Source organism: Carnobacteriaceae bacterium zg-C25, assembly GCA_017945845.1.
Classification (GTDB): Bacteria; Bacillota; Bacilli; order Lactobacillales; family Aerococcaceae; genus WM01.
In genome coordinates, this window is the sequence record CP072828.1 from 707,453 (window position 1) to 725,547 (window position 18,095).

An 18,095-nucleotide genomic window follows, 5' to 3' on the forward strand; every position below is an offset into this window, starting at 1 on the left:
GCGTTTGATTGTGTATCTTATCATTTGGCATATAAAAAAGAATATGACTACCGATAAAAAAGCTAACGATTACAATGAGTAGCGCACTCGATAATAAAACTTTTCGCAATGTAGTGCCTTTCTATTTCGCATCATACCAACTTGTTCCGTGTGCTAAATTCACTTCTAGCGTAACGGATAAGTCAACGGCATTTTCCATTGTTTGTACGACTAATTGCTCCATAATGTCCAATTCGTGTACAGGCACATCAAAAATCAGTTCATCGTGTACTTGTAACAATAATTTAGATTGTAATCCTTTTTCGCGAATGATGTTATCCATTTGAATCATTGCAATTTTAATGACGTCTGCAGCGCTTCCTTGAATTGGTGTATTCATTGCGGTACGTTCAGCAAACGATCTTAAATTAAAGTTACTGGCATTAATATCGTTTAAATAACGGCGACGGTTAAAAAGCGTTTTAACATACCCGTCTTTTTTCGCACTTTCTACAATTTGATCCATATAGGTTTTAATATTTGGATATTTTTCAAAATACGTATCGATAAATTGTTGTGCTTGTTTTCTTGTAATGTTTAAGTTTTGTGACAAGCCATAATCACTAATTCCATAAACTAAACCAAAGTTTACCGCTTTTGCTTGTCGACGCATTAAATCATCCACTTCATGCTTTTCAACACCAAAAACACGCATTGCCGTACTCGTATGAATGTCTTCACCATTTTTAAACGCTTCAATCATGTGCGTTTCATTTGAAATGTGCGCTAAAATACGCAATTCGATCTGTGAATAATCGGCAGATAATAAAACATTCCCACTTGAATTTGGCTTAAAGGCGGCACGAATTTGGCGTCCTTGATCTAAGCGTATTGGAATATTTTGCAAGTTTGGATCGGTCGAACTTAATCGTCCCGTCTGCGTTAGTGTTTGCACAAATCGTGTATGAATACGGTTATCTTCGCCAATATATTTTTGTAATCCTTCAACATACGTTGAATTTAATTTTGACAGTTGACGATACGTTAAAATTTTCTCGACAATTGGATAACCCGATAATTTTTCCAGTACGTCTACGGCAGTTGAATAACCCGTTTTTGTCTTTTTACCCGCTGGTAAATTTAATTTTTCAAACAAAATGACACCGAGTTGTTTTGGAGAGGCGATATTAAATTGTTCTCCTGCCAATGCGTAAATTTCGGATTCTAATGCGATTAAATCATTTGTAAATTGGTGTCCAAGCGATTGTAGCACTTGCGTGTCTACCGTAATCCCCAACACTTCCATTTTGGCTAGAACGCTTGCTAACGGCAATTCAATAGCTTCATACAAATGCATCAACTGATTTTTTTGCAACGCGTCTTGTAACTGATGCGCCACTTCCTCTAACGCTTGCGTTTTTTGCGCAACGTGTTGTTGCCATACGGCATCTTCTGGAATGTGTTGTTTGGCACCTTTACCATAAATCGTTTCGTCCAATGCAATTTGCCCAGACGTATAAATCGGTATAATTTGAGTGAATGTTAAGCGACTGTCATTAGTGTCGTTTAAGTAAGCAGCAAGTGACACATCCATTTGTACACCACTTAACGTCCATCCGATGTGATGAAATAAAACATACGCTTCTTTTAAATCGTATGTTGTTTTAGGGGTATCACTACTAATCCACTCTTTTAAATGTTGTGATTGACTCACGTATTGCCAAGGCATGATGTAAATGACATCATGATTTATCCACGATAATGATAATGGTGTATCGGTATGGTAATTTTCATGTAGTCGTTCAATGTAAAACGCTTTAGCATTTGATAATTGTTCGCTAAATACCTCGTGGACAACTTGATACGCCAATTTTTTTACTTTTTCAATCTTTGTTGGTTGAACATCTAAACGAGATAAAAACTGATTAAACTCCATTTGTTGATAATACGCCGTCAAATCAGCACTATTTTTTTCTTTTAAGACGGTATCGTCTACGCTTAGTGCTAAAGGTGAATCAACACGAATCGTTGCTAAATCTTTACTTAAAAACGCACTATTTTTATCGTTAATTAAATTCTCTTTTAATTTGCTTGCCTTTAAAGTATCCACATGTTCGTATAAATTTTCAATTGAGCCATATTCTTGAATAAGTTTTAATGCCGTTTTTTCGCCAACTTTAGTAACACCCGGATAATTATCCGAACTATCTCCCATTAACCCTTTAACGTCAATAATTTGTTTCGGTGTAATGCCCATACGTTCTTGAATCACATCTACGGTATGGCTATCCACTTCTGCACCCTTTTTAATAATGTCGACTCGAATATTATCCGATACCAATTGAAGCATATCTTTATCACCGGTCACAATGACAACAGGCATTTTGCAACTGGCTTGTGTTGCAAGCGTTCCAATAATATCATCGGCTTCATAATTGATTAAATCATAATGTGCAATACCATAGGCATCTAAAAAGATTTTAAAGTACGGCCATTGTTCTGCCAATTCACTTGGCATACTAGCACGTCCACCTTTATAATCGGCATATTTTTCTGTACGAAACGTTGATTTTCCCGCATCAAACGCCACTAATACATGTGTAGGGGTTTCGCGTTGTAAAATGGCTTCTAACATAGTATGAAAGGCATATAAAGCGTTTGTGTGAAATCCTGTTTTTGTTTTAAAACGGTTTAAATCATTTAAGCCATAAAACGCACGAAATGCTAAACTGCTCCCATCAATTAGTAATAATTTTTTCATTGTATCTCCTATATAAAAAATTGGCTAGATAAGCTAGCCGATTTTTATTATTGTGTATTCAATTGCAATTGCGTTAAAATTTCAACATATTTTTGCCCGATTTTATCAATATCCCCTGCACCCATAAATACCATTACGGCATTTTCATAATTTAATAGTTCAGATAAATTATTTTCTTGTAACACATGTACAGGCGCGTTTATTTTAGCGGCTAAATCTTCAATAGACACATCGCCTTTTACTTCACGTGCAGATGCAAAAATATCAAACAAGTAAACGTTGTCAGCACTTGATAACACTTCAGCAAAAGCATCTAATAAAGCAATCGTACGCGTAAACGTATGTGGCTGGAATACGGCAATGACTTCTTTATTCGGGTATTTTTGTTGTACGGCATCTAAAGTTGCTGAAATTTCAGAAGGATGATGGGCGTAATCATCAATAACAATCATCGAACCAACTGTTTTCTCTGAAAAACGGCGTTTCACACCACCAAAAGTTGATAAAGCAACACCGACTTGATGCGCATCTAAATTTTCTAAATAACACGCAGTAATAACTGCCAATGAGTTTAAAATGTTATGCTCGCCAAAAGCTGGCACATAAAATTTGCCGTAATAGTCACCTTTAATTGTGACATCAAATGTAGACCCTTTTGAATCACGGAAAATATTTGTGGCAACAACATCGTTACTTGATGAAAAACCATAATAATAGATGTTTGGTAAGTTTTTCAATCGGGTCAAGAACGTATCTTCACCACATGCAATAACGGCTTTTTTCGCTTGTTTTGCAAAACTTTCAAACGCTGAAAAAACATCTTCAATATTTTCGTAGTAATCTGGATGATCAAAATCCACATTCGTAATAATGGCATAATCTGGATGATACGCCATAAAATGACGACGGTATTCACATGCTTCTAATACAAACATTTCTGCATCAGCTTGACCATGTCCTGTCCCATCTCCAATTAAATAGCTCGTTGGCTTAATCGCCGTAAGCACATGAGATAACAAGCCCGTTGTTGTTGTTTTTCCGTGCGATCCTGTTACGGCAATACTCGTATAGTCATTGACTAATTCACCTAAAAAATGATGGTAGCGAATGATTTTTGCCCCTTGCTCGCGTGCGTAAACTAATTCCGGATGATTATCATTAAATGCATTTCCCGCAATAACGATATGTTCTGGTCCCAATTTAGCTTCATTAAAGGCATAAATAGGAATATTTGCGTCTTCAAGTCCTTTTTGCGTGAAGAAATAATCCGTAATATCACTACCTTGTACGTTGAAGCCTTTACCGTGTAGGATTAAAGCTAAAGCACTCATACCTGAGCCTTTAATCCCCATAAAATGATAGATTTTATTCGTCATGAGATGCGTCTCCTCTTTTTGTCAAATATGTAATATTTTGTGTGGCATCATCGAGCAATACGTCTAATCCTTTATGTAAACCGGAACGTCTCATTACCTTTTTGGATAATTCGGGTAACGGCGTTTGCGTATACATATCCTCCGAAACACTTTGTGTCTGATTTGAAACGACATCCAATAAAATCAATTCATTTTTTTCACGTTTTAAATAGTTTTTAATGTGATCGTAATCAACTGCAACCGTTCTTTCAATTCCTTTTAAAATTGAAGGCACCACTGACGGTGTAAAACCTTGTTTCGATTGAAAAACGACCTGTCTTGTCAATTCTACTTTTTCTGTTTTGATAAGATTCGTTTGTTCGATGTTATTTTTCAATAAATAATTTGGAAAATCTTTCATAATTTACACGCTTTCTTAAATTAATTGAAAAATGGTTCTCCAATTGTACGGTTATCCAATACTAAAATGCCTTTAGCACTATTGTCTTGTACTAATCCTAATTCTCTTGCTGAACACAGCATACCATTGCTATCAACGCCACGTAATTGGCCAGGTTCAATAATTAAACCGCTCGGCATAACGGCGCCAATTTTAGCCACAACAACTTGTTGCCCTGTTGCCACGTTTGAAGCTCCACAAACAATTTGTAATACTTCTCCACCACCAACATTCACTTTTGTAACGTGTAAATGGTCTGAATCTGGGTGATCAACACATTCTTCAACCAATCCAACCACAAATTTCGGTGTGTTATCAACTGAAATGTGCTCAAAATTTTGTGTATCTAATAAACGATTGATGGTATCAACAGCCTCTTGCGTTAAAAACTGTTGTCCGTCTTTTTCAAAAGACACGTACGAAGACGCATTGAAAATATTGTAAGCAAGCGTTTCATTTGTTTTAGTGTTAAAAACGCGTGTCACATCGACTTTTGATTCAGATGATACGTTTTCTGTCGTTTCTTTTTTTAATAATAGCAAGGTGTCGCCAACATGTGCTTTATTATAAAATGCTAAAAACATTTAGTGTACTCCTTAATTTCTATGTTTAATCGTTGCTAACACACTTTTATCTAACGTTAAAGCAATTTGTTTAGCCATTTCTTTAGCGGCTTCATAGTCACTAATTTCAAATAACGTTTGATGTGTATGGATATAGCGTGCGCACATACCAATAACTGCACTTGGTACGCCGTAATTCATTTGATGGGCTGCACCTGCATCTGTTCCACCTTTAGATACAAAATATTGATATGGAATATGGTGCGTTTCAGCAGTATCTAATAAAAATTCACGCATACCACGTTGTAAAATAAAACCTGGATCTTGAATGCGCATCAATACACCTTTTCCTAAATGACCATAATTGGCAGGTGAACCATCTAAATCGTTAGCAGGTGAGCAATCAATCGCAAAAAATACATCTGGATTAAATAACGTTGTTGACCCTTTTGCACCACGTAAACCAACTTCTTCTTGAACGTTAGCTCCAGCAATTAAGGTGTTTGGTAATTTTTCATCTTTTAACGCTTCTAATGTATCTAAAACGACCGTACAACCGTAACGGTTATCCCACGCTTTTGAAATGATCCGTTTTTGGTTTGCTGTGACAACAGTTTCAGTTACCGGTACAATCGCATCTCCTGGACGTACACCAAAACTTTCTGCTTCTTCTTTCGATGTAAAACCGGCATCAAATAAAATGCTGTCTACAGAAACATCTTGCGCACCATTAGTACCACGTAATAAATGTGGTGGCACTGAAGAAGATACGACTGGAATATCAACACCTTCACGTGTTGTTAAAACAAAACGTTGTGCCGAAACGACATACGGATTCCATCCACCTAAAGCGACAACTTTAAATAAACCATTTGGTGTAATTTGTGCTAGCATAAAACCCACTTCATCCATGTGAGACGCAAACATTACACGTGGTGCGTGATCATCACTATTTTCACGCACACCAAAAATACCACCTAAACCGTCCCCTTGGACATAATCAACAAAAGGCGTCATTTCTTGTTCCATGTATCGACGAATGTCATATTCAAATCCACTCGTACCTTTTAATTCTGTTAATGCTTTAATACGATTAAATACTTTTTGATCCATCTTTTTATTCTCCAAAACTTGTGTCAATACAGTATATTTTACCATAAATCACATAAAAAAGCACTACCCGGTAAGGTAGTGCCAAATCGTCTAAATATCTAACAATTCTTTTTCTTTTTCTGCTGCTAAAGCATCTAAATTTTTAGTTGAAGCATCTGTTAAATCTTGTACTTTTTTCTCAGCAGTACGCAATTCATCTTCACTAATTTCTTTTGCTTTTTCAGCTTTTTTTAATTCATCGATAGCGTCACGACGAATGTTACGAACAGCAACTTTAGCATTTTCAGCTTCTTTTTTCACTTGTTTCGCTAATTCTTTACGACGTTCCTCTGTTAATGCAGGAATAACTAAACGAATCACATTCCCGTCGTTTGAAGGTGTAATCCCAATATCACTTTGTAAAATGGCACGTTCCATTTCTTTTAAAATCGATTTGTCGTACGGTGTAATCATCAACATACGCGCTTCTGGTACCGTAATTTGAGCCATTTGATTAATTGGTGTTTCAGCACCGTAATATTCAACCGTTAAACGATCTAACAAGCTAGCATTGGCACGACCCGCACGAATGGCACCCAACTCTCTTGATAACGCCGCTTCTGCTTTAGACATACGTTCTTTTGTATTATTTAAAATTGTATTTATCATACGAATCTCCTTGTTGTGTTGTTATCTCAAATCCATTATAAACTATTTTGCATTTTTGACAATTGTTCCAATGTTTTCGCCTAAAACAACACGCTTAATGTTACCCGGCTCATTTAAGTTAAAGACAATCAATGGAATATCGTTGTCCATACTTAATGAACTTGCTGTTGAATCCATAACTTGTAACCCTTTACTAATCACATCTAAATGGGTCAACTCATCAAATTTCATCGCGGTTTCATCTTTACGTGGATCGGCATTATAAACACCATCAACGTTATTTTTTGCCATTAAAATGACATCAGCATCAATTTCAGCAGCACGTAGTGCAGATGCTGTATCCGTTGAAAAATAAGGGTTTCCTGTTCCACCCGCAAAAATAACAACACGTTTTTTCTCCAAGTGACGAACAGCTTTACGACGAATATACGGTTCAGCAATTTGTCGCATGTCGATTGATGTTTGTACACGTGTTGGTACGCCGATATTTTCTAGTGTATCTTGCAATGCCAACGCATTCATGACAGTAGCTAACATGCCCATGTAGTCAGCTTGTGCACGTTCCATTCCCATTTCAGCACCGATTTGACCACGCCAAATGTTACCACCACCCACAACGATAGACACTTCAACGCCTAACTCATGGATTTCTTTAACTTCTTTTACAATTTCTTTAATCGTTGGTGGGTTAATACCAAAACCAGTATCGCCTGCTAATGCTTCCCCACTCAATTTTAAAACAACACGTTTATAAATTGGTTCTACCATAAATTCCTCCACTGCTATTAAAAATCCCCCAACAAAATAGGGGGATTTTAAAATTAAGCTCTAACTTGACTCATTACTTCTTCAGCAAAGTTATCAACACGTTTTTCGATACCTTCACCAACTTCATAACGGTTAAATGATTTTACAGTTGCACCTTTAGATGCTGCAAATTCAGAAACTGTTTGATCTGGATTTTTAACAAATGGTTGGTCGTTCAAGCTAATTTCAGCCAAGAATTTATTGATACGGCCTTGAATCATTTTTTCAACGATGTTAGCTGGTTTACCTTCATTTAATGCTTGTTCAGTTAATACTTTTTTCTCGTGTTCTAATTCTTCTTGAGAAACTTGGTCACGAGATACATATTTAGGGTTGATTGCAGCAACGTGCATTGCAACATCTTTTGCAACAACTTCGTCAGTTGTACCGTCTAAAACAGTTACAACCGCAATACGTCCACCCATGTGTAAGTATGAACCGAATGCTTGATTGTCTTCTTTTGTTACAAGTTCAAAACGACGTAACTCAATTTTTTCACCAATTGTAGCAGTTGCTTCTGCAATCACTTCACTTAAAGGTGTTCCGTCAACAGTTAATGCTAAAGCATCTTCTAAAGTAGCAGGTTTTTGAGTTGCCACTAATTCACTAATCATTGCAACTAAGTTTTGGAATTTTTCGTTTTTCGCAACAAAGTCTGTTTCAGCGTTTACTTCTACGATTGCTGCAGTATTACCAGAAACAAAGATTGAAGTTAAACCTTCAGCAGCGATACGATCAGATTTTTTAGCAGCTTTTGCTAAACCATTTTCACGTAAGTAATCCACAGCTTTTTCGATGTCTCCTTCAACTGCTACTAATGCTTTTTTAGCGTCCATCATACCAACGCCTGTTTTGTCACGTAATTCTTTAACTAATTTTGCTGTAATTTCAGCCATTATTGTATTCCTCCAAAAAATTATTTTAAAAAATGACTGTCAAAAATAGTGGTTTTCTATTTTTTGACAGTCATCTACACTTTATTGATTAGATTAAGCGTTGTCGCCTTCAACCACTTCAACGATTTCTTCTAAAGAAGTTGCTTCTTCTGAAACGAAATCATCAGCTGTAACTTGATCTTCACCTTGGTTAGCTTCGATAAACGCATCTGCCATTTTAGCAACGATTAATTTAACTGCACGAATTGCATCATCGTTTGATGGAATGACAACATCGATTTCATCTGGATCACAGTTTGTATCTACCATCGCAACGATAGGGATATTTAATTTGCGTGCTTCTTGAACAGCAATTCTTTCTTTGCGTGGGTCAACGATGAACATTACATCTGGAATTCTTGGCATATCTTCGATACCACCTAAGAATTTTTCTAAACGTTCTTGTTGTTTCACTAATTCTGCGACTTCTTTTTTAGGTAATACATCAAATGTACCATCTGTAGCCATTTCTTTGATACGTTTTAAACGAGTGATACGTTTTTGAATAGTATCCCAGTTTGTTAACGTTCCACCTAACCAACGGTGGTTAATGTAAAATTGTCCTGAACGTTCTGCTTCTTCTTTCACTGCATCTTGTGCTTGTTTTTTAGTACCAACAAATAATGCGATACCACCGTTTTGAGCAACTTCGTGCATGTAGTTGTAAGCATCATCAACTAATTTTACAGTTTTTTGTAAGTCGATAATGTGAATACCGTTTCTTTCTGTAAAGATGTAACGGTCCATTTTAGGGTTCCAACGACGTGTTTGGTGACCGAAGTGTACCCCAGCTTCTAGCAATTGTTTCATTGAGATAACTGCCATAATTTTTTCCTCCATTTTGGTTTTTTCTTCCTTAGTGCTCATTTGTCGACACACCTTACGGCACCGTATCCAACATCGCTACTAAGTGAATTGTATTTTGGTTTTTACAACCTTTAACAGTATATAAAAAAACAGCTTAAATAGCAACTCATTTTGCTTTTTTTCTTTATTTTTTTTATAAGTTTATCCAATAACGTTTATAACCGTTGCCTTCTTCATCAAAAACAACTTTTTCTAAAACACCGTTATTGCTTTCAATAATTTTTGCAGATGCGCGATTTTCTTCATCACACGTCACTAACACTTTTTCAAAACCAACTTTTTTAGCTTCTTTTAATAGCAAGTGTAATTGTAATTTCCCATAACCATTTTTTCGATAATCAGGATGAATGGAATAGCCAACATGACCACCAAATTCTTTTAAATACGGTATGGCCAAACTAAGTCGCAAATCACACATGCCGATTACTTTTTCACTCGTCGTATCAACTAGTATAAAAGCTAATGCACTGACTAAATGTTTTGGCGTTGTTTCAATGTGTTCTAGTTGTTGAATAAAATCTAGCCATTCTTCAACGGTATCAAAATCTCTTAAAAAACTACCGCCAGCTATACTCTCTTTTCTTTCAATAAACGTATTTTTATATTCTAGTAAACTCTCTTTATAGTGTAATGACGGTCTTGTTAAAATCATCATACCTTAACTTCCGTAATATAAATTATCATTCGCAAACTCTGGTTCGCATGTCACAATAATGCCCAATTGTCTAAACATTTCTTCATCCGCTTTAGGCAAAATAACCGTACTGTGTGCTTGTAAATGACGCAATTTATCTAACGCTTGCAGCACCATTTCTGCACTAGGATTCGTTACCGCAGAAATACTTAATGCAATCAGCACTTCTTTACTATCTAAACTTTGCGTATTGTTTTTTAGTTTATCCATTTTCAATTGTTTAATTTTATCTAAAATAACGGGTGGCATTAACCATAAATCATCGCTCAACCCTACAATTGCTTTTAAAGCATTCAATAAACAGGCTGCACTAGCGGACATCACTTGACTATGTTTACCGGTAATCATCGTCCCATCTTGCAATTCAATGGCGACTACTGGAACATTTTCTTGCTGACTTTTTGCAATAGCACTATCTACCACACGACGATCATGCACATTTAATGACAATTCATCCATCAACAATTTGCCTCTTTGTGCGGCTTGTAAAGTACCCATACCCTTTTTATAATCGTTGTGTAGCGCGAAATAACGTCGAATCACTTCTTGTTTTGAAGCTTCTTCTACCACCGTATTGTCCGTAATCGCAAATCCGACTCGGTTAACACCCATATCTGTTGGCGATTGATACGGTATCGGATTTTCACCCGCAATTTTGGTTAAAATTTTACGCAACAACGGAAATGCTTCAATGTCACGGTTATAATTTACTGTTGTTTCTCCGTAAGCTTCTAAGTGGAACGGGTCAATCATATTAGCGTCTTCTAAGTCTGCCGTTGCGGCTTCGTATGCAATATTAACTGGGTGTTTTAAAGGTAAATTCCAAACAGGGAATGTTTCAAATTTAGCATATCCCGCTTTTTTTCCTAATTTTGTTTCATGATAAAGCTGACTTAAACACGTCGCTAATTTACCCGAATTAGCACCCGGTGCCGTTACAATAACTAATGGTTTAGTCGTTTCGATATAAGTGTTTTTCCCATAACCTTCTTCACTAACAATGGTATCAACATCCATTGGATAACCTTGTGTATAGCCATGTGTATACACTTTTAGACCACGTTGTTCAAGTTGTGCTTTGAATTTTCTTGCTGCACTTTGTCCGGTATAACGTGTAATCAACACACTATTAATCGATAAATCCCAATACCCTAAATCATCAATAAGTCGTAAAACATCACGATCGTATGTAATGCCTAAATCAGCACGAACTTTATTGTTTTCGATATCGCCAGCATACACACAAATGATAATTTCGGCCTGCTCACGCAATTGATGCAATAATTTCACTTTTACATCTGGATCAAATCCTGGTAAAACACGCATTGCATGAAAATCACCAATCAATTTACCACCAAATTCCAAATATAATTTATCAAATTGATTCACGCGCTCTAAAATGTAGCGACTTTGCTCTTGTAAATATTTTTGATTATCAAAACCGATGTTCATATTATCCTCCTGAAAATTGTTTAGGGAGTATACAAAAATAAAAATCCCCCATTCAGTGAATGGGGGTTTATATCGTTTCCCATGTATAATGGGAGCCCGATAATTATCATACGCTCATTGATTTAAACTGTCAATCATCTTCTATCGGATAAGCGATAAAAAGTACACGCGCGTTAAATCACGCTATCCTTATGATTTTATTGCGTAATGGCATCTTTTAAAATATTGTCTGGAATTGTAATGTTTAATTGTTTGGCTTTTTCTAAATTAATATAAACTTTTGCGTCGTCCATTAATTGTACAGGTGTATTTTCAGGCTTTTCACCTTTCAAAACAGAAATGATCATTTTTGCTGTTTTGACACCAATTTCATATTGATCAATACCATATCCCATTAATCCACCATCTTTGACCATTGTGCTAGCTGAAGGAAATACGGCAATTTGTTTACTATCCGTTACTTGTGTCACGATACTCATTGCACTGGCAATGGTATTATCAATCGGAACAAAAATAGCATCTACTTGCCCAGCAATTGTTTCAGTTGTGAGTTGCACATCATTTTGACTGACGACACCACCTAATTTCAATTCGATACCAAGTTCTTGAGCGGCAATTTTTGTTTCTTCGACTTGTTTTACGGAATTATCTTCATTTAAGCTATAAAGCACACCGACAACTTTTAAATTCGGTAGCACTTGTTTCATCAATTCCAATTGCTTTTTAATGGAAATGCGATCACTAACTCCCGTTACATTTCCGTTAGGTTTACTTTCGCTATCGACTAACCCAGCATCAACAGGATACGTAATACCCGCCATTACAATTGGTATTTGTGTCGTTTGATTTCGTAACGCTAACGTTGCAGGCGTTGTAATTCCCACTAAAATATCAGGTTTTCCTGACACCACTTTTTCACTCATCGTCATTAAATTACTTTGATCCCCTTGCGCGTTATAAAAATCATACGTCGCTTGAATACCTTGCTTTTGCAACTCGTCTTTTATCCCTTTATAAATGTCATCTAAAGCCGGATGTTCAACCAACTGTAGCACACCTAATTTAACACGGTTTTGAGAAGTCGTTTGAGGGGGTGTGGTGTTTTGGCAAGCGCCTAATAATAACAGACTCATAGTTGTTGCGATAACTTTAAATAATTTCATTTTCTTTTCTCCTATTCTAATGAACCCAACAAAAATGACCACTTATATTTTATTAAGTGGTCAAAAAACCACTTAGCGATTATCTAAGTGGCTGAGTTCATTATCATATAATGTGGTCCACATAGATACATTTCCAACAGAAAGATGGTTGTATCTATGTACAAATGTACGAGAAACAACCTGTATCTATAATTGCCAACTGAATTGTTTCGCTTTTTTCATCGTACATCTCCTTTTGATTTATTAAATTTAAATTAACATATTTTCTCATTTAATGCAACGTTTTTATCATTAAAAACACATTTTAATCATAAAAAAATAGAATTACTTTAAATTAAAGCGTAAATTTTGTAAAATATGTCTATTCACTAAAGTTTATATCACACATTCAAGGAGATTAACATGAAAACAAAATTAACCATTAAAAACATTTATGACAAAACATTTAAATCTAAAATGCGCGGATTCGACCCTGTCGAAGTAGACGAATTTTTAGATATGATCATGCAAGATTACGAAGCATTCGAAAATGAAATTGCACGTTTAAACGAACAATTGAAAACATTATCAACAGTCGGCGACACTAATCGTACAATTGTTGACAAACCTGCTCCACGCGTAGAAAGTGCTGGTTCAACAAATTATGACATTTTACGTCGTATTTCTAATTTAGAAAAACACGTATTCGGATCTAAAATTGACGTTGATTAATCATCATTACTCACAAAATTCGGATTATTGCGGTCGAAAGGCTGAGGAAAGTCCATGCTCGCACAAGCTGAAATGCTTGTAGTGTTCGTGCTTAGCGAAACAATAAGCTAAGGCAGTTGAAAAACTGACGGCAGAAAAAATAGCTAAGGTGTAAACTATGCTAAAGTATTCTTGAAAGTGCCACAGTGACGAAGTAATTTTGGAAACAAGATTAGTGGAACGTTGGTAAACCCCTCGAGCGAGCAACCCAAACTTTGGTAGGGGCACTCTTAATAGGAATAACAACAAAAAAAGAGGTACGTCCATCTGACGTACAGACAGATAATAATCCAGAACATTTTCCTTCCGAGAAATGTTTGGACAAAACATGGCTTATAGAATTTTGTGACATCGGATAAAGATACCTGCTACTTTTAGCAGGTTTTATTGTGTAAGGAGAAACAATGAAAACATATCAATTAATGGCCACATGCGCTGCTGGTATTGAAGCGCTAGTCGGTAACGAATTAAAAGCTCTTGGGTATACCGTTCAAGTAGAAAACGGTAAAGTCCTTTTTGAAGGCACCATTCACGATATTGCACGTACTAATGTCTGGCTACGTACAGCGGATCGTATCAAAATTATCTTCGGTTCATTCAAAGCAAAAACGTTTGACGAACTATTTGAGAAAACAAAAGCACTCCCTTGGGAAGATATGTTGCCACTAGACGCTAACTTTCCCGTTTCTGGTAAATCGGTGAAATCAACATTACACCACGTCCCTAGCGCGCAAGCCATTACTAAAAAAGCAATTGTAACAAGACTATCCAATTACTACCACCGCCAAACAAAATTACCTGAAACTGGTGCCGTATATCCAATCGAAATTTCAATTTTAAAAGATGTTGCTACCCTAACGTTAGATACATCTGGATCTAGTTTATTTAAACGTGGCTACCGTAGCGAAAAAGGTGGTGCTCCTTTAAAAGAAAATATGGCAGCAGCACTGATTCAATTAACAACATGGTTTCCGGATAGACCGTTATATGACCCAACTTGTGGATCTGGAACGATTCCAATTGAAGCTGCTTTAATCGGCTTAAATATTGCTCCTGGTTTAAACCGCAATTTCGCCTTTGAATCATGGCGTATTTTTCAAAACGATACATTGAAACACGTTAAAGAAGACGCTAAAAAACAAATTAAAACGGATATCACTTTAGATATTTTAGGTGCCGATATTGATGCTTCAATGATCGAAATCGCTAAAGAAAATGCAAAACGTGCTGGAGTGGATCAACACATCACCTTTAAACAAATGCAACTGAAAGATTTTAGAACGAAAAAAGAATTTGGCATTTTGATTGCTAATCCGCCTTATGGGGATCGATTGCTTGATGAAGAAAAAGTGCATGCACTTTATCGTGACATGGGCGAAACGTACGCTGCTCTACCAACGTGGAGTAAATATATTTTAACCAGTGATTTAACTTTTGAAGATCATTACGGTAGCAAGGCAACGAAAAAACGTAAACTGTATAACGGTGCTATCCGAACAGATTATTATCAATATTGGGGCATTCGACCTAAACGTGATAAAAACGTATAAAAGCTATCCAGAATTAAATAGCTAGACTGTTGACAAATTAAAGTGTCAACAGTCTTTTTTGGTTCTATAATATTTGGTGTGGGTGGCTTCCGCAAGGAAGCTATCAACACCTTTTAAATGATGTATACAAAATAATTAACAACCTTAAAATTCGCTTTTTGTACCATCTTTCCTCCAAAACAAAAACGACTCAACAATGTGAGTCGATTTTTTAGTCGGTTTATTTTGGTGTCTGCCACCCGCTTGACCCTTGCGTTCAAGATTTATTTCGGTTTTTATTTTGGTGTCCGTCACCCGCTTGACCCTTACGTTCAAGATTACTATCAGATGACCATGAGCCGACTACTCATCTATACATAAATCAGACAGTTGTTTATTCGTAAGAAACTACTTTACCTTTAGCATTAAATAAAATTGGATTTTCGCCTTTTTCAACACAGTCAACCGTAACTAAACAACGTGCAATATTTTTATTGGATGGTGTATGGAACATTACTTCTAACATGATATGCTCAATAACAGCACGTAATCCACGTGCACCTGTATTGCGTTCAATCGCTTTTAGAGCAATGGCTTCTAATGCATCAGGTGTAAACTCTAATTGCACATTATCCAATCCTAATAAATATTGATATTGTTTAACTAAGGCATTTTTAGGCTCTGTTAAAATGCGTACAAGATCCATGACTTCTAATTTTTCTAACGCCGTCATAATCGGTAGTCGTCCGACAAATTCTGGGATTAAACCATATTTCAATAAATCTTCTGGAATGATTTGTTTCATAAGACTTTTTGTCGTATCGTGCGATTGTGTAACCGTACCACCAAATCCAATGACTTTAGCACCTAGACGTTCTTTAACAATCATTTCGATGCCATCAAATGCACCACCAACAATAAATAAAATATTGGATGTGTCAATTTGTAAAAATTCTTGATGCGGATGCTTTCTACCACCTTGTGGTGGGATATTAGATACCGTACCTTCTAAAATCTTTAATAAGGCTTGTTGAACACCTTCCCCGCTAACATCTCTTGTAATGGATACATTTTCACTTTTACGCGCAATTTTATCAATTTCATCAATGTAGATAATACCACGACTCGCTAATTCTAAATCGTAATTGGCGGCTTGGACTAGTTTAACCAATACGTTTTCAACATCTTCACCAACATACCCTGCTTCTGTTAATGTTGTTGCGTCTGAAATGGCAAATGGCACATTTAAAAACTTGGCTAACGTTTGCACAATAAATGTTTTACCCGAACCAGTTGGCCCAACTAAACAAATATTGCTCTTTTGCAATTCAACTTGACTATTATTTTTTTGCATTTCATTGACACGTTTATAGTGATTATAAACAGCAACGGCTAAATTCTTTTTTGTGTCTTCTTGACCAATAATGTATTGGTTTAAATGATTAAAAATTTCCATCGGTGTAGGAACATTTTTAAACACATACGATTTTTCGTGTCTGTCTTGTTCATTAAGAATATTTTGACATAGCGCAACACACTCGTCACAAATATTCACTTCTGGTCCTGAAATAATGTTTTGTACTTCTTCCGATGATTTGCCACAGAAAGAACAATATAAATGATTTTTATCGTTCATCATTAACTCCTAACATAAAATTGCTACCATAATGTAGCATATTTCCTTTAACATCACAAGAAAAACGCAATTACATGTGCCCTTCCCATTCAGCGTAAAAGTTTTCTAAATAGAGTAGCATCAATTCATGACGTTTTTGGGCCATTTGTTTAGCCGTTTGCGTATGCATTCTATCTTTAAGCAACAGTAATTTTTCATAAAAATGATTAATTGCAGTTGATTTTTCATGACGATACGCTTCTTTTGTCATTTTTAAACGTGGTTTAATCGATTCATCATATAACGCACTCCCTTTTGCTCCAGCGTATACGAATGTACGTGCGATACCAACAGCACCAATAGCGTCTAATCGATCGGCATCTTGAACAATTTTGGCATTTATCGTATAGTCGAATGATTTTTCCAACTGTTTTGAAAATGACATGGTATTTATAATCAACATAATTTCATCTTGTTGATGTTGTGTTATAGACAATGTACTTAATAGCATGATCACTTCTTGCTGGGCTTTTTGAACATCATTGACCAACTTATCATCAATGACATCATGTAGATAAGCCGCTAACCAACAAACGTCTTCATTCGCGGATGGTTCATGTTGAACAATAGATTGCGTTAGTCTAACAACACGTTCAATATGATCAATACCATGCCCTGTTGTATCCTGTGCTAATTTGTCGTGCACAAACTGAATGACCGTATTTTTTTCATTTGACGTCAACATTATAATTCACCTAAAAAGTCCGTTTCTAAAAACAGTTGTGTTTCAGCAATACCAACAAATGATGTGTCTTGTTCAATGATATGATGTATGTCTAGTTTAGCGTTTATTTTACCAGAACTATCTTTGATACCAATTAAATTGACACCGTATTTTTGCCGAATATCCAAATCAATAATACTTTTACCAATCCATTTCGTTGGCGCTTGAAATTCAACAATCGTCATATGCTCATCCAAGGCAATCATTTCTTTTATTTTGTTTTTAAGCAGTTGATGTGCCAATTGTTGCCCCGCTTTTTTTTCGGGCGTAATGACTTGATTCACACCTAACGCTTGCAATACGGAAGCAAACGATTCATTTTTGGCTTTTGCTATAATTTGTTTGACCCCTAGCGTTTTGCAATGCATAACAGATAAAACAGAACTTTCCAATCGTGTCCCCGTTGCAATAATGGCGACATCACACTCGCCTACTCCAGCCGCTTCTAAAAAATCCAATTGCGTCATGTCGCCGACAGCCGTTTTTAAAACATACTCGGATATTTCTTCGACCAGTTGCTCATTCATATCAATGGCTAACACGTCACACTCAAATTGACTCAATTCTTTTGCAATTGTTCGCCCAAAAATACCTAATCCTAATACTGCAATATTTTTCAT

General features: G+C 36.1%; 17 protein-coding genes and 1 other RNA gene. 3 read left to right on the top strand and 15 right to left on the bottom strand.

The features are described 5' to 3' along the window. Window positions 1-121: 121 nt before the first annotated feature. The 12 genes from polA to J7S27_03455 all read right to left on the bottom strand — a co-directional run bounded on the left by polA (window position 122) and on the right by J7S27_03455 (window position 12,797). Window positions 122-2,740, bottom strand: coding sequence for a DNA polymerase I (polA, locus tag J7S27_03400; protein ID QTU83582.1), 2,619 nt, complete (start codon window positions 2,738-2,740; stop codon window positions 122-124). Between the two features lie 47 nt (window positions 2,741-2,787). Further along, window positions 2,788-4,116, bottom strand: a complete 1,329-nt coding sequence (locus tag J7S27_03405) for a UDP-N-acetylmuramate--L-alanine ligase (GenBank protein ID QTU83583.1) — start codon at window positions 4,114-4,116, stop codon at window positions 2,788-2,790. Continuing rightward, a complete protein-coding gene (locus J7S27_03410; GenBank protein ID QTU82371.1) occupies window positions 4,106-4,516 on the bottom strand; it encodes a hypothetical protein in 411 nt (136 codons plus the stop codon). The genes J7S27_03405 and J7S27_03410 overlap by 11 nt, the downstream gene beginning before the upstream one ends. Before the next feature lie 20 nt (window positions 4,517-4,536). After that, entirely contained in the window at window positions 4,537-5,139 is a 603-nt protein-coding gene (locus J7S27_03415) for a DUF4479 and tRNA-binding domain-containing protein (GenBank protein ID QTU82372.1), read from the bottom strand. Between the two features lie 12 nt (window positions 5,140-5,151). Continuing rightward, window positions 5,152-6,231, bottom strand: coding sequence for a glutamyl aminopeptidase (gene pepA / locus J7S27_03420; GenBank protein QTU82373.1), 1,080 nt, complete (start codon window positions 6,229-6,231; stop codon window positions 5,152-5,154). Between the two features lie 90 nt (window positions 6,232-6,321). Continuing rightward, entirely contained in the window at window positions 6,322-6,879 is a 558-nt protein-coding gene (frr, locus tag J7S27_03425) for a ribosome recycling factor (GenBank protein QTU82374.1), read from the bottom strand. A 42-nt stretch (window positions 6,880-6,921) separates the two neighbouring features. After that, the gene (locus J7S27_03430; protein QTU82375.1) at window positions 6,922-7,647 is read right to left on the bottom strand and encodes a UMP kinase; all 726 of its coding nucleotides are present in this window, start codon (window positions 7,645-7,647) and stop codon (window positions 6,922-6,924) included. Window positions 7,648-7,700: 53 nt separating this feature from the next. Then, entirely contained in the window at window positions 7,701-8,582 is an 882-nt protein-coding gene (locus J7S27_03435) for an elongation factor Ts (GenBank protein QTU82376.1), read from the bottom strand. A 93-nt stretch (window positions 8,583-8,675) separates the two neighbouring features. Then, window positions 8,676-9,446, bottom strand: coding sequence for a 30S ribosomal protein S2 (rpsB, locus tag J7S27_03440; GenBank protein QTU82377.1), 771 nt, complete (start codon window positions 9,444-9,446; stop codon window positions 8,676-8,678). A 175-nt stretch (window positions 9,447-9,621) separates the two neighbouring features. After that, window positions 9,622-10,143, bottom strand: a complete 522-nt coding sequence (locus J7S27_03445; GenBank protein QTU82378.1) for a GNAT family N-acetyltransferase — start codon at window positions 10,141-10,143, stop codon at window positions 9,622-9,624. A 3-nt stretch (window positions 10,144-10,146) separates the two neighbouring features. Beyond that, window positions 10,147-11,634: a DUF1846 domain-containing protein gene (locus J7S27_03450; GenBank protein ID QTU82379.1), complete on the bottom strand. Its 1,488-nt coding sequence runs from the start codon at window positions 11,632-11,634 to the stop codon at window positions 10,147-10,149. Between the two features lie 197 nt (window positions 11,635-11,831). After that, window positions 11,832-12,797 (bottom strand): ABC transporter substrate-binding protein, encoded by a 966-nt coding sequence (locus J7S27_03455; protein ID QTU82380.1) that lies wholly within the window; start codon window positions 12,795-12,797, stop codon window positions 11,832-11,834. A gap of 402 nt (window positions 12,798-13,199) precedes the next feature. Here J7S27_03455 and gpsB point away from each other — a divergent pair, with 402 nt between their 5' ends. From gpsB to J7S27_03470, 3 genes are all read left to right on the top strand, one after another. Further along, window positions 13,200-13,508, top strand: a complete 309-nt coding sequence (gene gpsB, locus J7S27_03460; GenBank protein QTU82381.1) for a cell division regulator GpsB — start codon at window positions 13,200-13,202, stop codon at window positions 13,506-13,508. Between the two features lie 15 nt (window positions 13,509-13,523). Continuing rightward, window positions 13,524-13,888, top strand: an RNA gene (rnpB, locus tag J7S27_03465) — RNase P RNA component class B. Between the two features lie 63 nt (window positions 13,889-13,951). After that, on the top strand, window positions 13,952-15,097 hold the full coding sequence (locus tag J7S27_03470; protein QTU82382.1) for a class I SAM-dependent RNA methyltransferase: 1,146 nt from the start codon (window positions 13,952-13,954) through the stop codon (window positions 15,095-15,097). Between the two features lie 373 nt (window positions 15,098-15,470). On the opposite strand, the gene clpX is transcribed toward J7S27_03470, so the two are convergent. From clpX to J7S27_03485, 3 genes are all read right to left on the bottom strand, one after another. Beyond that, window positions 15,471-16,715, bottom strand: a complete 1,245-nt coding sequence (gene clpX, locus J7S27_03475) for an ATP-dependent Clp protease ATP-binding subunit ClpX (protein ID QTU82383.1) — start codon at window positions 16,713-16,715, stop codon at window positions 15,471-15,473. 67 nt (window positions 16,716-16,782) lie between these two features. After that, a complete protein-coding gene (locus tag J7S27_03480; GenBank protein ID QTU82384.1) occupies window positions 16,783-17,436 on the bottom strand; it encodes an HD domain-containing protein in 654 nt (217 codons plus the stop codon). Beyond that, window positions 17,436-18,095 carry a TrkA family potassium uptake protein gene (locus tag J7S27_03485; protein ID QTU82385.1) on the bottom strand — a complete coding sequence of 220 codons (660 nt, stop codon included), beginning with the start codon at window positions 18,093-18,095 and terminating at the stop codon, window positions 17,436-17,438. Before J7S27_03485 ends, J7S27_03480 begins: the two co-directional genes overlap by 1 nt.